Raw genomic sequence first — 14,302 nt, 5'->3', positions numbered from 1 at the left:
TGATAGGGGTATATTCTAAAAAAAATAATTTTTAACACGATAAAAAAATAAATTCGTAAAAATAAGGGCTTGTTTTTGAATATTAGGGTTAAGGAATTATGAAAAAATGTTTATTTAATGAATAATATTGAGGGTTTTTGTTATATTTCTTTACATCATCTTTATTATTCTTTAAAAAAAGCTTCATCTGTTGCATTATCCTTGTATAAAAATCTCAAATTTAAGTTTAAAACAGGGTTATTTATTGTTTATATTTGTCGATCATTTTTCAATGAAAATTATTACGAATTTTTAAAATTATAGACATGTCAACATTACGTTTCCAAGCGCTAAAAGAAGCTTCTACCAGAAAGCCGGTGCATTTTGAAGAAATTGATAGAAAATCTAATCTTTTTGGTTCAAATGTGTTTAATGAAAAAGCAATGAAGCAATATTTAACTTCTGATGCTTTAAAAGGAGTAAGAGATGCCATTCAACACGGAACAAAAATAGAACGAAAACTGGCAGATTATATCGCCATGGGAATGAAAGAATGGGCATTGGCAAAAGGCGTAACTCATTATACACACTGGTTCCAGCCTCTTACAGGAACTACTGCAGAAAAACATGATGCTTTTTTTGAAACTTCGTATGACGGAAGCGATCCCGTAGAAAAATTTGGCGGGGCACAATTAGTACAACAAGAGCCGGATGCATCTAGTTTCCCTAACGGCGGCATCAGAAATACATTTGAAGCAAGAGGCTATACAGCCTGGGATCCAACTTCGCCGGCCTTTATATATGGAACAACTTTATGTATCCCTACAGTTTTTATCGCTTATACGGGTGAAGCCTTAGATAACAAAATTCCTTTATTAAGAGCCTTATCTGCAATTGATGAAGCGGCTACAGAAGTTTGTAAATACTTTGACAAAAACGTAAAAAAGGTAACAGCCACTTTAGGATGGGAGCAGGAATATTTCCTTATCGACAAAGCGTTGGCAAACTCTCGTCCGGATTTAATGATGACAGGAAGGACCTTATTAGGGCATACCTCTGCAAAAGGACAACAGTTAGACGATCATTATTTCGGGTCTATTCCAACTCGCGCTCTTACTTATATGAGAGATTTAGAGCAGGAATGTATGTTATTAGGAATTCCTGTAAAAACGCGTCATAACGAAGTAGCACCAAATCAGTTTGAACTGGCGCCAATTTTTGAAGAAACAAACCTGGCCGTAGATCACAACTCTTTATTAATGGATGTAATGCAGAGAGTGGCAGAACGCCATGATTTTAAAGTATTATTTCATGAAAAACCATTTAAAGGAGTAAACGGTTCCGGGAAACACAATAACTGGTCATTGGCTACAGATACTGGAGTTAATTTATTGAGTCCGAGTAAAACACCAATGAGCAATTTACAGTTTTTAACTTTCTTTATTAATACCATAAAAGCAGTAAACGATAACGAAACTTTACTTCGTGCATCAATCGCAACAGCAAGTAACGATCACAGGTTAGGTGCAAACGAAGCACCTCCGGCAATTATGTCGGTATTTATCGGAGCACAATTGACAAAAGTTTTATCTGAATTAGAAAGCGTAACAACCGGAAAACTTTCTCCGGAGGAAAAAACAGACCTTAAATTAAACGTAGTTGGGAAAATTCCAGACGTATTGTTAGACAATACAGATCGTAACAGAACTTCGCCTTTTGCGTTTACAGGAAATAAATGGGAGTTTAGAGCTGTTGGTTCAAATTCGAATTGTTCTAACGCCATGACAACTTTAAATGCAATTGTAGCGAAACAATTAAAAGATTTTAAAAATGAAGTAGAAAACCTGATCGAGTCAAAAGACATGAAAAAGGACGATGCTATTTTTAATGTTTTAAGAGAATACATTAAGCAATCTAAAAAAATTCTTTTTGAAGGCGACGGTTACAGCGAAGCTTGGGAAAAAGAAGCAGGAAAAAGAGGTTTAAGTAATTTTAAAACAACTCCTGAAGCGATAAAAGCGAAAGTTTCGAAACAAGCTTTGGATCTATTTGCTGAATTAGGAATTTTTAATCACGTTGAAGCCGAAGCACGTTACGAAATCGAACTGGAAGAATACACGAAAAAAATTCAAATTGAAGGAAGAGTTTTAGGGGATATTGCCAGAAACCATGTAATTCCGACTGCAATTCGTTACCAAAATACTTTAATTGAAAATGTAAAAGGTTTAAAAGAAATCTTCGGAAAAGAATTTGAAACGATTGCAAAAGAGCAGATTACTTTAATCAAAGAAATCTCAGGTCATATTGAAGGAATCAATTCTAAAGTGTTGGCTATGACTAATGAAAGAAAAAAAGCCAATCAATTGACTGATGCCCAAAAAATGGCAGAAGCCTATTGTAATAAAGTAAAACCTTATTTTGATGAGATTCGTAATCATTGTGATAAATTAGAATTATTGGTTGATGACGAAAGCTGGACATTGACTAAATACAGAGAATTGTTGTTTACAAAATAAAATAAAGTCCATAGACTTCTACAAAGCCCATCTAATTAAAGATGGGCTTTTTTTATTGTAATGTTAAAATAACACATTTGAATATTGTTTTTAACAAATCTTTTAGGCTAAATGTAAAGAAATTGCAATAAGAAAGTAATTTCCTACTTATGTTTTTTAAGAATTCAGTAGTTCATCGACATAGTTTTACATTTCATCGAAAAGAGGTTAAGTAATTGAAAAATAGCTTTTTCTAGTTGAATCGTATATGAATAAGTTTTCTAATTTTGGTCAAGAGAAAAGGAAATAAGATTTAAAAATTATTTTCGAATGAAGATGTAAAGTCCCCAGACTTCCCCCCAAATCAAGAACCTGCATAATAAGTTGTATTAATAACCAATTAAATATATTTATTATGAAAAAAGTAATTTTAAGCATCTCAGCGATGCTGTTTGTGGGAGTAGCGGCAATCGCTCAAGGTAACACTTCTTCAGTAAACCAAGTTGGATCATCTCAAACTGGTATTGTGAATCAAAACGGACAAACTAATGATTCTAAAGTAGACCAATTAGGAAATTCAAACAAATCTGAGGTTTACCAAGGAATTCAACCAGGATTATACAATGCAGTGAGTAATAAAGCTGATGTAAAACAAGATGGAGATAATAACGGTGCGTTTATTTCTCAAAGTAACCATGACAACCAAGCGTATCAAACACAAAAAGGAAACAGCAACTCAGCTACAATCTGGCAAGATCAAATTGTTAATGCACCAAGTTCAACTGGTGGATTTGACAAAGCTTGGCAAACTCAAACCGGTAATAACAATACTGCAACTGTAGATCAAGGTACAACGGGTAACGAAAAACCAACCGGAGCTCCTTTTACAGCAACTCAATTAGGATTTGCTAATGCTGTTACTGTGCCAGTTGGTCCTCACAGCAAAAATGAGGCTACTCAAACACAAAAAGGAGATAACAACGTAGCTTATGCAAGCCAGGGTGGTGTTGCTAACAAATCTTGGCAGACTCAAACTTCTCCAAGCGGTACTTCTGCAGCAAACAAAAATGTTTCAAACCACTATCAATATGGTGATGGTAACGAAGCTACATCTGTGCAAAATGGTACTAAGTTGACTGAGAATACATTACAAATTGGTAACTTAAATAAAGCAACTGTAAATCAAACAGGTTCTGCTCACAGCAGTATTGCTTTCTCTAAAGGAAATTCAAACGTAATTTCTGTTACTCAAAGTAACTAAGATACTTAAAATACAAATGTGATAGTCGTAGAACGACTATCACATTTTTTAATTTAAAATTATCAAGATGAAAACTTTCATTCTATATATACTCTTGTTAATTCTTTATTGCCCTGCTTTTTACGGTCAAAATAATAAAGAAGATAACTCAGAATTCAGCCATTATAGTTCCTCTCTTTTTAATTCAAAAGAAACCGCAATGAGTGTAGTTTCGGTTTTGGATAAAAAAGAACAGAACGAATTAAATTCAAGAATTCAGCCAGGCATTCAAATTCAGCAGATTGGAGATTTAAATAAAGTAAAAGCTGTTTTAAAATCAAATGAAACCAAAGTTTCTGTTGATCAAAAAGGAAATGTAAATGAATTGCTTTTGGATAAAAAAGCAAAAACTATTACACAAAATGTGGTGCAGAAAGGGAACAATAATAAAATTTCTGACTTTACATTAAACACAAATTATAATGTAAATATGGAAATGATTCAAAAAGGGGATAATCAAAATATTCAGAATATTGGAACCAATTCACTGTCAAAAAACATGAAAATTACGCAGACAGGAAATGGAGCTTCAATAATTCTTATCAACAAATAAAAGTAAAACATGCGTTTTTTAAACAGACATAATATAACCTTAATTCTCTTTTGTACTACAATGGCTTTCTACGGACAGGTGCCGCAGGATAAAATAAAAGCTAAAATTGAAGTAGAAAAAATTGAAGGAAATGTAAAAATTACAGGAACAGCCGAAAACTTGACAGATGTTATAAGAAGTGCTGCATACCGGTTGTCTGTTATAAAAAATAATAATAAAAGTAATAATCAGTCAAATAATGACCAAGTTGGAGTTTTTACCCTGCAGCCAAGCGAATTACAAAAATTATCAACCTCACAGATCAATCTTCTGGAAGATGACGAAGTAATTGTACTGCTTTTGTTTTATGATGAAAACAAGCAGATAATTGCAAAAGACCGAGTGGTTTTGGGTGAAGAAAAAAAAAAGCAGACCCAATAATTCTTCCTGTTGACGGATTTGTTTTAAGAGGAATTATTACGGATGATACCAAAACCAAAATGGGAAAAGATTTTTATGACAGGTATTATTACAAGTACAATGATATTGGAATCAACGCTGATAAAATAGTTACAATAGGTGAAGAATACAGTTTTGCAAGAAACACTGCTATAACCGTTACCATCGATAACGAGGTTATATATGAGTTTTTGGCCAGACCTGATGATGAATTCTTGGATGCAGTTGCAGAGGAATCTGTAAATGCAACCTTCACTTATTTGAAAGAAAAAGAAAAAGAGCGCAAATATTTCACTCAGTATTAATTTTATTATTAACGACATGAAATTTATAATCACCCTCGCAGTATTCCTGCTTATTTCTCCATTTATAAATGCGCAGGCTTTAGTTTATAAACCTGTAAACCCTGCATTTGGCGGAGATACTTTTAATTATCAATGGCTTTTGAGCAGTGCCGAGGCTCAGAACAAGCAAAAAGATAAAACAGCCGAAACAAAAGAACAAACAGATTTAGAGCGATTTAAAGCCAATTTGAATTCGCAGCTGTTAAGTCAGATTTCGAGTACGCTTTACAAACAACAATTTGGTACTGACGGAATTAAAGAAGGCTCTTATACCTTCGGAAGTTATTCTGTTGACGTTTATCCATCAGCAGATGGACTTACATTGAATATTTTAGACACCACTACCGGCGAACAAACTCAGGTAATCATCCCAAATCAATAACATGAGATTACATTACTACTTATTTATTCTGACCGCATTTCTTTTTGCGGGCTGCGGTGCTTATTTTAATCAGCCAACCGGAGTTGAAAAAGCAATTTTAGGAGAAAGTACTCCTGCGACTTCTTTATTAAAAGAACTGCCAAAACCAAAAGAGCAGGTTGTAGTTGGGGTTTATAAATTTCGGGATCAAACGGGACAATATAAACCACAGGAAAACGGAAGCAGTTTCAGCACTGCCGTAACCCAGGGCGCAACTTCGATTTTAATAAAGGCTTTAGAAGATTCAAAATGGTTTATCCCAATTGAACGTGAAAATATTGGAAACCTGCTTCAGGAACGAAACCTTATTCGGGCTACAAGACAGGAATATGTAAAAAATGCCAATCCAAACGAACCGCAGTTAACCCCTTTATTATATGCCGGAGTTTTGCTGGAAGGCGGTATAGTTTCATACGACTCTAATATTATTACCGGAGGTTTTGGAGCCCGATATTTTGGAGCCGGAGCATCTGTAAAATACCGTCAGGATCGTGTTACCATTTATTTGAGGATGATTTCAACATCAAACGGAAAAATTTTAAAATCAGTTTATATCTCCAAGACCATTTTATCACAGGCAATTGATGAAAGTTTGTTTAGATATGTAAATTTTAAAAGACTTTTAGAAGTTGAAACCGGTTATACAACCAATGAACCCGTACATATGGCGGTTACAGAAGCTATAGAAAAAGCAGTAGAATCTTTGGTTTTAGAAGGTATTCAGGATAATATTTGGGAAGCAGATGCACCAAAATGGCAGGTTGACAATTTATTAAAAGCCTATAATGAAGAAACTAAAACGGCCGATGCAACAGCATTATACGGAAGAAATTTGGAAAGCCGAAGAAGCAAAATGGCAATCGAAGTTTCGGGAGGAACAACCTTAATGGATGGGGATTATCGAGATCCGCTCTTAAGACCTTTTGGACGCGGTGCTTTAAAATACTTTATTACGCCTGCTTTTAATATAAGTGCTTCTACAAATGTGGTAAATCTGGCGAATAAAAATTTATTAGATGTGGGGTATATTACCTATGATCTTAATCTCGAATGGATTTTGCTTCCAAAAGACCGATTAACGCCTTATTTATACGGCGGAGGCGGGTTTGCAATGAACAGGAAATTTGAAAACACATATAGTAAAGTTCAATATGGTGTAGGTTTAGAATATATGGCATCTGATCGAATTGGAATAAAATTGTTTGCAGAACAAAATATTAATTTCAGTGACAATGTCGATTATGTAAAAGCAGGAACCAGAGATGATTACTATTATAAATTTGGTTTTGGACTTACTTATTACTTTACCAAAAAGAAAAAGTGAAAAGAAAGTATCTGAAAGTAAAAAGATGAAATTTAAATTAAAAAAAAATTAATAATGAAGTATTTATACAAAATAGCGAGTGTACTTTTTTTATTGTTTTTGGTTTCGTGCAGTGAAGAAAAAATAGGAGAGTCAGAGTTTGGAACCGTTACCGGAAAAGTAGTTTCGGCAGATACTTTTGAGCCGATGGAAAACGTAAAAATACTATCAAGTCCAACTTCAAGTACTGTATTTACAGATGAAACCGGAAAATTTACAGTTTCGAATGTAAAAGTGGGCGAATATTCTTTTCAGGCTCAAAAAGACGGATATGTGGCAAAATTTGAAGCAGTCAGCATAACAGCAAATAATACTTCAGAGATTGTTTTTGAACTCAGCAAATCGACAGCAAATAATAAACCGCCAACAGTTCCGGTATTAGTAAGTCCAATTGATAATAGTGCAGGACAGGCAGTTTCACTGGATTTAACCTGGACAGCAACAGATCCAAATAACGATGTGCTTACCTTTAAAGTTATTCTAAGAAATGACAGTAACAGTGATGTAAAAACTTTTGAAAATATAAAAGAGAAAAAACTAGCGTTAACAGATCTTTTATTTGGAACAAAATATTACTGGCAGGTTGAAGTTAATGATGGCGTAAACACATCGGTTTTAAGTTCTATCAGTGCCTTTACGACAATAACATTTCCTGCAACAAGATACTTATTTGTAAAAAAAGTAAACGACAACAATGTAATTTTTACTGCAGATGATGCTGGAAAACAATATCAATTAACCAGTTCAGACAAGAATTCCTGGCGTCCGAGAAGAAATAATCAGGCACAAAAAATAGCTTTTGTTGGTACAAACGGTTCGCAGAATGATATTTACACCATGAATTTTGATGGAACGGGAATTAAAAAAGTAACCAATTCGGTTTCGATTGCCGGTTTTAATTCAGATTATATAGGCTATTCCTGGAATGCATCGGGAAGTGAATTTATTTATCCGAATTTTGATAAATTGTATAAAATAAGCAGTGACGGAAGCGGTTTAACCAAAATATTCCAGACACCAAACGGCAAATTTATATCAGAATGTGACTGGAGTGCCGACGGAACAAAAATTGCTTTAAAGGTAAATGACGCCAATGGATATAATACTGAGGTTTATGTAATCGATAATTCGGGCGTTATAACGACTTCTATAATTGCAGGACAACCCGGCGCAATTGGCGGTTTACATTTCTCTGTTACCGGATTAAAATTAGTATATACTAAAGACATAACCGGATTTGAAAGCGCAACATACCGCCAATTAGATACCCGAATTTTTGAGTACAATTTTATTACAGCTTCTTCTTATCAAATCGTAACCGAGAAAATTTCAGGTACAAATGATTTGGATGTGCGATATGCTCCAAACGAATCAGAATTGATTTTTACCAATACTTCAAACGACGGGATTTCAGTAAAAAATATTGTAAAAACCAGTTTTGGAGTGGCAAATTCACGTGTGATTTTGTTTTCAGGAACATCAATGCCCGATTGGGAATAATATAGAAATGCCAAAATAACCAACATAATTTAATCTGAGAAAATCGGCAGTATCCAAATCTGCCGATTTTTTTTATGAATCAGGCATACGAATCAATCAAAGAATTAAAAAAAGGGATTATCTTTGCACCACATCAACACAAACTAATTTTCATGAGTTCAGATTCTAGCAAAAGATATGCACAAAGAGGTGTTTCGGCATCAAAAGAAGACGTACATAACGCTATAAAAAATATTGACAAAGGTTTATTTCCGCAGGCATTCTGTAAAATTGTTCCTGATTATTTAACTCAGGACAATGAGCACTGCTTAATTATGCATGCTGACGGTGCGGGTACAAAATCATCTTTGGCCTATATGTACTGGAAAGAAACCGGAGATCTTTCTGTTTGGAAAGGAATTGCTCAGGATGCTTTAATCATGAATATTGACGATTTATTATGTGTTGGCGCAACCGATAATATTTTGCTTTCTTCAACCATTGGAAGAAATAAAAATTTAATTCCTGCTGATGTTATTTCAGCAATTATCAATGGAACTGAAGAATTAATCAACGAATTAAAATCTTTCGGTGTAACCATTCATTCAACCGGAGGAGAAACGGCAGATGTTGGAGATGTAGTTCGTACTATTATTGTTGATTCAACTGTTACAGCTCGCATGAAACGTGCAGATGTTGTAGACAATGCCAATATTAAAGCTGGAGACGTAATTGTTGGTTTGGCTTCTTTTGGTCAGGCAGCTTACGAAAAAAGTTATAACGGAGGAATGGGAAGTAACGGATTAACTTCTGCTCGTCATGATGTTTTCGGAAAATATCTGGCCAAAAAATACCCTGAAAGTTATGATGCCGCAGTTCCGGAAGAATTAATTTATTCCGGTCAGGTTAATTTAACCGATACCGTTGAAAACAGCCCAATAAATGCAGGTCAGCTGGTACTTTCTCCAACCAGAACTTATGCCCCAATTATCAAGAAAATTTTAGACAAATACACTCCAGGCGAGATTCACGGAATGGTGCATTGCAGCGGTGGTGCGCAGACTAAAATTTTACATTTTGTTCAAAATTTGCACATCATAAAAGATAATTTATTTCCGGTGCCGCCATTGTTCAAGTTAATTCAGGAACAATCAAAAACGGATTGGAAAGAAATGTATCAGGTTTTCAACTGCGGTCACCGTATGGAAATTTACGTTCCGGAGAACATCGCACAAGATATCATAGAAATTTCAAAATCATTCAATGTCGACGCACAAATCGTGGGTAGAGTAGAAGCAGCCGATGCTAAAAAACTAACGATTACCAGCGAATACGGAACATTCGAATATTAATTTATTCACCATATAAGTAATATAAGTTCATTTTAAGCTGAATACAGTTGATTGTCAGGCTGAGCGAAGTCGAAGCCCCTTTCCAATTGACAAGTATTAACTCCATTCAGGATGAAGCTTATTTATATTTTCTTATATCACTTATATGGTTTAAAAAAAACACCTCATTATGTACGAACTGATTTTTTGGAGATATTTAGACGAAATTTACCTAAACCATCAAGAGGTTTACGAAGCTCTTGTTGAAAAAGAAGAAGTAGAAGGTCTTGCAGAACTTCCTGTTGACGTAATCATCAACCGAATCAATTCTGTTTTTTCAAAATGGGAAAGAGTCGATGATAATAGCTGGAAAAATAATGCAGGAAAAGGTGCTTTTCAGGTAATTACAACACCACAAAGTATAAAAATCGATTGTTACGGTACCGAAGGAAAAACCATGAATCAATTGGTGTCGGTAATGGAAGAATTCAAATGTCCGCTTTACGACCCGCAGGTTCCAGAACGTTATGATGAAATGAGCGAATAATTTTTTAAAGAAATTATGGACTTCAGAAAAATAAGAATACAAAAGTAAAGTCCCAAACGGGACTTTTTTTATTAAGATACTTTTTTTGCTACCAATATTTTACTCCAAGCGGAGTACACAAATTAGAATAAATATCTCGTAGAGATTATGTATTGGTAAAAAAAGTATTAGTAATTTATTATTTGTCCCATAGGGACTTTATACACGAAGAATAACTCAATAACCAAAAAATGAATTATGAATAAAACATCAAATTTCAATTTCACAGATACTATCATTCTAGAAGACGATTTAGTTTTGTTGCGCCCAATTCAAGAATCAGATGTAGAAAATTTATTGGATATTTCAATAAACGAACCAGAAACCTGGAAATACTCATTAGTTGGTGCCGACGGAAAAGAAAATTTGATCAATTATATTCAGCAGGCAATTAAAGCAAGAGAAAACGAAAAAGAATTTCCTTTTATAGTTTTCGATAAAAAATCCCAAAAATATGCCGGTTCAACACGTTTTTATGATATTAACATTGATTTTAAAACCTTGCAATTAGGATATACGTGGTACGGATCTGCTTTTAGAGGAACCGGACTAAACAAACATTGTAAATTTTTATTATTACAATTTGCTTTCGAAAATTTAGGAATGGAACGTGTAGAATTCCGCGCTGATAATAATAACGAACGCAGTATTGCCGCAATGAAAAGCATTGGCTGTAAAGTTGAAGGTGTTTTAAGAAGTCATATGCCAACCGCAAATAGCAATGTTCGTCGTGACTCTATTGTTTTAAGCATCTTAAAAGACGAATGGTTTGACGAAGTAAAAGAAAATTTAAAAAATAAGCTCTAAAAAAGAGCCGATAGAATGCAGGGCCGGATTTCAATCCGGTCTATATGAAACAAAAAGGAAAAAGAACGGTTCAGCCCATTTCATGATCACTATTAGAATTTATAATTAATAATTCACCATTAAATTTTACCCATCTTTCAATAACAAATTTTGTTCTTTTCTAAGTTTAACCACCAATTGATCGAGGTACGTTTTAATTTTTTGAGGTAAAGCATTCCAGTTTGTATCTTTTTTAAAACTTCTGCAATGATCTAAATCACATTCTACAGCACGAATTACATACTTTTTATTGTTATAAACTGTAATGATTTTTACACGTCTTATTTCATTATATTCCGTTCTGGTGCCATAAACAATTACCGGATCAATATAACCGTCACCATCAAGATCTTTGGTACTGCAATATTTTGTCCAGAACCAGATGTTAGTTTCTTTCGGAACATAATCTTCCAGAAGGTCATTAATTCTCCATTTTTCAAGGAAACCGCCATGATCATTCATTACACAGATCGCCTGAATTTTAGTATTCAAGGTATCTTTTTTTGAAATATTCTTTTGATTTTCGGTTAAAATCAAATTCGCAACGCCGCCTTTATCGCTGTATTCAAAAGCACGATAAATAGGAAAATCGGAAACCTGATCAAGTTCTCTTTGAACAATTTCTTCTTTTGTTAATTTGTAACTTTCAACTTTTTGAGAAAAACTAAATATAGAATTTAAGAGAAAAAGAAGTATCGCGATTTTTTTCATTTTGGCAGTTATTTTGGAAAATCAAAGATATTCAAATGGAAATTAGTTTAAAATTTAAATTTTTTAAAAGAGTAATTTTATTGTAATTTTCTAAACTTAAAAAACTTAATAAAACCACATGAATATTCTGCTAAAATCTAATTTTCGTTTTATAATTGGAGTTTTACTATTGGTTTTTGCAATAAATAGTAATGCGCAAAAAAAGACAGAAAGTAAAAACTTAATTCAGTATGTTGATCCTATGATTGGAACAGCAAAAATGGGGCATACATATCCTGGCGCAACTGTGCCTTTTGGAAGTGTTCAGCTAAGTCCGGAAACTGATACCATTGCATACAGTTTAAACGGAAAATACAATGGAGAAGTTTATAAATATTGCGCCGGATATCAATATGAAGACAAAACCATTGTAGGATTCAGCCACACACATTTCAGCGGCACAGGACATTCAGATTTAGGCGATTTTTTAATCATGCCTACAAGCGGAAAACTGCAGTTAAATCCAGGAGTTGCTTCGAAACCACATTCAGGTTACCGATCAACGTTTTCTCATGCAACTGAAAAAGCAGAACCTGCTTATTACAGCGTTTTTTTAGAAGATCATAAAATCAAAGCAGAATTGACGGCAACAACAAGAGTTGGAATGCATCAATATACTTTTCCAAAATCAGATGAAGCACATATTATTCTTGATTTAACTTCTGGAATCTATAATTATGATAAAAAGAACGTTTGGACCTTTGTGCGCATAGAAAATGATACTTTGCTTACAGGATATCGCCAAACCAACGGCTGGGCAAGAACAAGAACGGTTTATTTTGCAATGTCTTTCAGCAAACCAATCAAAAGTTACGGACAAGCTGCACAGGAAAAAAGCGTTTACAGAGGTTTTTGGGGAAGATTTGATCAAACCAAGAATTTCCCAGAAATGGCAGGGCAAAATCTAAAATTGTTTTTTGATTTTGATACCAATGAAGGAGAAAAAATCAAAATTAAAATGGCCTTATCACCTGTAAGTTCTGCAGGAGCTTTAGAAAATATGAAAAAGGAAATTCCGGATTGGGATTTTGAACGAGTGAAAAAGCAAAGTCAGGAAGTTTGGAATAAGGAACTGAATAAAATTCAGGTTGAAGCCATTCAAAAAGAAGATTTAGTGAATTTTTATACCGCAATGTACCACGCCTTTTTAGGTCCGACAGAATATATGGATCTTGACGGAAATTATAAAGGTTTGGATATGAATGTCCACAAAGCCGAAAATTTTAAAAATTATACCAGTTATTCACTTTGGGATACCTATAGAGCTTTGCATCCGTTGTTTAATATTGTACAGCCTTCCCGAAATTCAGATATGATAAGTTCAATGCTGGCACATTCAGACCAAAGCGTTCATAAAATGCTGCCTATTTGGTCTCATTATGCCAATGAAAACTGGTGCATGATTGGGTATCATTCCGTTTCGGTAGTTGCCGATGCAATCGTGAAAGGAAATACCAATTTTGATCCTGAAAAAGCACTTCAGGCCTGTGTAAATACGGCAAAAGTGCCTTATTTTGATGGATTAGAATATTATATGAAGAAAGGATATGTTCCGGAAGATAAAAACGGAGCATCGGTTTCTAAAACTTTAGAATATGCTTATGATGACTGGGCAATAGCACAAGCTGCAAAAAAAATAGGCAAAACAGATATTTATAATGAATTCATTGAAAGATCTAAAAATTATAAAAATGTTTATGACGAGAAAACAGGATTTATGCGTCCTAAATTAAACGACGGGACTTTCAAAAAAGAATTTGATCCGCTGGATACACATGGACAGGGATTTATTGAAGGAAATTCATGGAATTACAGTTTGTATGTACCGCAAGATCCTGCAGAGATGATTAAAATGATGGGTGGGGATGAGAAATTTAAAGTTCGTTTAGATTCATTATTTAATATGCATTTACCAGATAAATATTTCGAAAACACTGAAGATATTACAAGAGACGGAATTATTGGGAATTATGTTCACGGAAACGAACCTTCTCATCATGTGGTCTATTTATACAATTGGACAGATTCGCCATGGAAATCTCAGGATAAAATTAGAATGATTTTGAAGAAAATGTACAGAAATGGTGCCGATGGTTTGGGCGGAAATGACGATTTCGGACAAATGAGTGCCTGGTATATTTTCAGCAGTTTAGGATTTTATCCCGTTGCACCGGGTTCTGATGAATATGCATTGGGAAGTCCGCTGGTTAAAAAAGCCGTTTTTAATTTAGAAAACGGGAAAAATTTCGAAGTAGAAACCGTAAATCAATCCGATAAAAATGTGTTTGTGAGCAAAGTTTTGCTGAACGGAAAACAATTGAACAAGCCTTTCTTAAAGCATTCAGATGTTATCAATGGCGGGAAAATTACGTTTTATATGAGTTCAAAACCGAATAAGAAAGAATATTAGATTTTTA

General features: G+C 34.1%; 13 protein-coding genes. 12 read left to right on the top strand and 1 reads right to left on the bottom strand.

Annotation, left to right across the window (positions count from 1 at the left end; all coding sequences use genetic code 11):
• Window positions 1-305 precede the first annotated feature (305 nt).
• The 11 genes from L1276_RS06360 to L1276_RS06310 all read left to right on the top strand — a co-directional run bounded on the left by L1276_RS06360 (window position 306) and on the right by L1276_RS06310 (window position 11,096).
• Window positions 306-2,495: a glutamine synthetase III gene (locus L1276_RS06360; protein WP_253786248.1), complete on the top strand. Its 2,190-nt coding sequence runs from the start codon at window positions 306-308 to the stop codon at window positions 2,493-2,495.
• Between the two features lie 394 nt (window positions 2,496-2,889).
• On the top strand, window positions 2,890-3,735 hold the full coding sequence (locus L1276_RS06355) for a hypothetical protein (protein ID WP_253786247.1): 846 nt from the start codon (window positions 2,890-2,892) through the stop codon (window positions 3,733-3,735).
• A 67-nt stretch (window positions 3,736-3,802) separates the two neighbouring features.
• Window positions 3,803-4,327, top strand: a complete 525-nt coding sequence (locus L1276_RS06350; RefSeq protein WP_253786246.1) for a hypothetical protein — start codon at window positions 3,803-3,805, stop codon at window positions 4,325-4,327.
• A 9-nt stretch (window positions 4,328-4,336) separates the two neighbouring features.
• On the top strand, window positions 4,337-4,747 hold the full coding sequence (locus L1276_RS06345) for a hypothetical protein (protein WP_253786245.1): 411 nt from the start codon (window positions 4,337-4,339) through the stop codon (window positions 4,745-4,747).
• Window positions 4,744-5,070: a CsgE family curli-type amyloid fiber assembly protein gene (locus L1276_RS06340; RefSeq protein WP_371924151.1), complete on the top strand. Its 327-nt coding sequence runs from the start codon at window positions 4,744-4,746 to the stop codon at window positions 5,068-5,070. The genes L1276_RS06345 and L1276_RS06340 overlap by 4 nt, the downstream gene beginning before the upstream one ends.
• A 16-nt stretch (window positions 5,071-5,086) precedes the next feature.
• A complete protein-coding gene (locus L1276_RS06335) occupies window positions 5,087-5,491 on the top strand; it encodes a curli production assembly/transport component CsgF (protein WP_253786243.1) in 405 nt (134 codons plus the stop codon).
• A 1-nt stretch (window position 5,492) separates the two neighbouring features.
• Window positions 5,493-6,854, top strand: a complete 1,362-nt coding sequence (locus L1276_RS06330; protein ID WP_253786242.1) for a CsgG/HfaB family protein — start codon at window positions 5,493-5,495, stop codon at window positions 6,852-6,854.
• A 54-nt stretch (window positions 6,855-6,908) separates the two neighbouring features.
• The gene (locus tag L1276_RS06325) at window positions 6,909-8,393 is read left to right on the top strand and encodes a carboxypeptidase regulatory-like domain-containing protein (RefSeq protein WP_253786241.1); all 1,485 of its coding nucleotides are present in this window, start codon (window positions 6,909-6,911) and stop codon (window positions 8,391-8,393) included.
• 152 nt (window positions 8,394-8,545) lie between these two features.
• Complete coding sequence (locus L1276_RS06320) at window positions 8,546-9,724, top strand: AIR synthase related protein (protein WP_253786240.1); 1,179 nt, start codon at window positions 8,546-8,548, stop codon at window positions 9,722-9,724.
• A gap of 169 nt (window positions 9,725-9,893) precedes the next feature.
• On the top strand, window positions 9,894-10,250 hold the full coding sequence (locus tag L1276_RS06315) for a hypothetical protein (protein ID WP_253786239.1): 357 nt from the start codon (window positions 9,894-9,896) through the stop codon (window positions 10,248-10,250).
• Window positions 10,251-10,487: 237 nt separating this feature from the next.
• Window positions 10,488-11,096 carry a GNAT family N-acetyltransferase gene (locus tag L1276_RS06310; protein ID WP_253786238.1) on the top strand — a complete coding sequence of 203 codons (609 nt, stop codon included), beginning with the start codon at window positions 10,488-10,490 and terminating at the stop codon, window positions 11,094-11,096.
• Window positions 11,097-11,222: 126 nt separating this feature from the next.
• Here L1276_RS06310 and L1276_RS06305 read toward each other — a convergent pair whose 3' ends face one another.
• On the bottom strand, window positions 11,223-11,846 hold the full coding sequence (locus L1276_RS06305) for a M949_RS01915 family surface polysaccharide biosynthesis protein (RefSeq protein ID WP_253786237.1): 624 nt from the start codon (window positions 11,844-11,846) through the stop codon (window positions 11,223-11,225).
• A gap of 118 nt (window positions 11,847-11,964) precedes the next feature.
• On the opposite strand from L1276_RS06305, the gene L1276_RS06300 reads away from it, so the two are divergent.
• Window positions 11,965-14,295: a GH92 family glycosyl hydrolase gene (locus L1276_RS06300; RefSeq protein WP_253786236.1), complete on the top strand. Its 2,331-nt coding sequence runs from the start codon at window positions 11,965-11,967 to the stop codon at window positions 14,293-14,295.
• Window positions 14,296-14,302 lie beyond the last annotated feature (7 nt).

This window comes from Flavobacterium sp. HSC-32F16 (assembly GCF_024171645.1).
Taxonomy (GTDB): Bacteria; Bacteroidota; Bacteroidia; order Flavobacteriales; family Flavobacteriaceae; genus Flavobacterium.
This window is presented reverse-complemented; position numbering and strand designations above follow the sequence as displayed.

What these genes read in the sequence shown, in the direction of transcription:
- L1276_RS06355 (WP_253786247.1), top strand. Translation starts at nt 2,890, where the DNA reads ATGAAAAAAGTAATTTTAAGCATCTCAGCGATGCTGTTTGTGGGAGTA.
- L1276_RS06335 (WP_253786243.1), top strand. Translation starts at nt 5,087, where the DNA reads ATGAAATTTATAATCACCCTCGCAGTATTCCTGCTTATTTCTCCATTT.
- L1276_RS06305 (WP_253786237.1), bottom strand. Translation starts at nt 11,846, where the DNA reads ATGAAAAAAATCGCGATACTTCTTTTTCTCTTAAATTCTATATTTAGT.
- L1276_RS06325 (WP_253786241.1), top strand. Translation starts at nt 6,909, where the DNA reads ATGAAGTATTTATACAAAATAGCGAGTGTACTTTTTTTATTGTTTTTG.
- L1276_RS06315 (WP_253786239.1), top strand. Translation starts at nt 9,894, where the DNA reads ATGTACGAACTGATTTTTTGGAGATATTTAGACGAAATTTACCTAAAC.
- L1276_RS06310 (WP_253786238.1), top strand. Translation starts at nt 10,488, where the DNA reads ATGAATAAAACATCAAATTTCAATTTCACAGATACTATCATTCTAGAA.
- L1276_RS06350 (WP_253786246.1), top strand. Translation starts at nt 3,803, where the DNA reads ATGAAAACTTTCATTCTATATATACTCTTGTTAATTCTTTATTGCCCT.
- L1276_RS06360 (WP_253786248.1), top strand. Translation starts at nt 306, where the DNA reads ATGTCAACATTACGTTTCCAAGCGCTAAAAGAAGCTTCTACCAGAAAG.
- L1276_RS06345 (WP_253786245.1), top strand. Translation starts at nt 4,337, where the DNA reads ATGCGTTTTTTAAACAGACATAATATAACCTTAATTCTCTTTTGTACT.
- L1276_RS06320 (WP_253786240.1), top strand. Translation starts at nt 8,546, where the DNA reads ATGAGTTCAGATTCTAGCAAAAGATATGCACAAAGAGGTGTTTCGGCA.
- L1276_RS06300 (WP_253786236.1), top strand. Translation starts at nt 11,965, where the DNA reads ATGAATATTCTGCTAAAATCTAATTTTCGTTTTATAATTGGAGTTTTA.
- L1276_RS06330 (WP_253786242.1), top strand. Translation starts at nt 5,493, where the DNA reads ATGAGATTACATTACTACTTATTTATTCTGACCGCATTTCTTTTTGCG.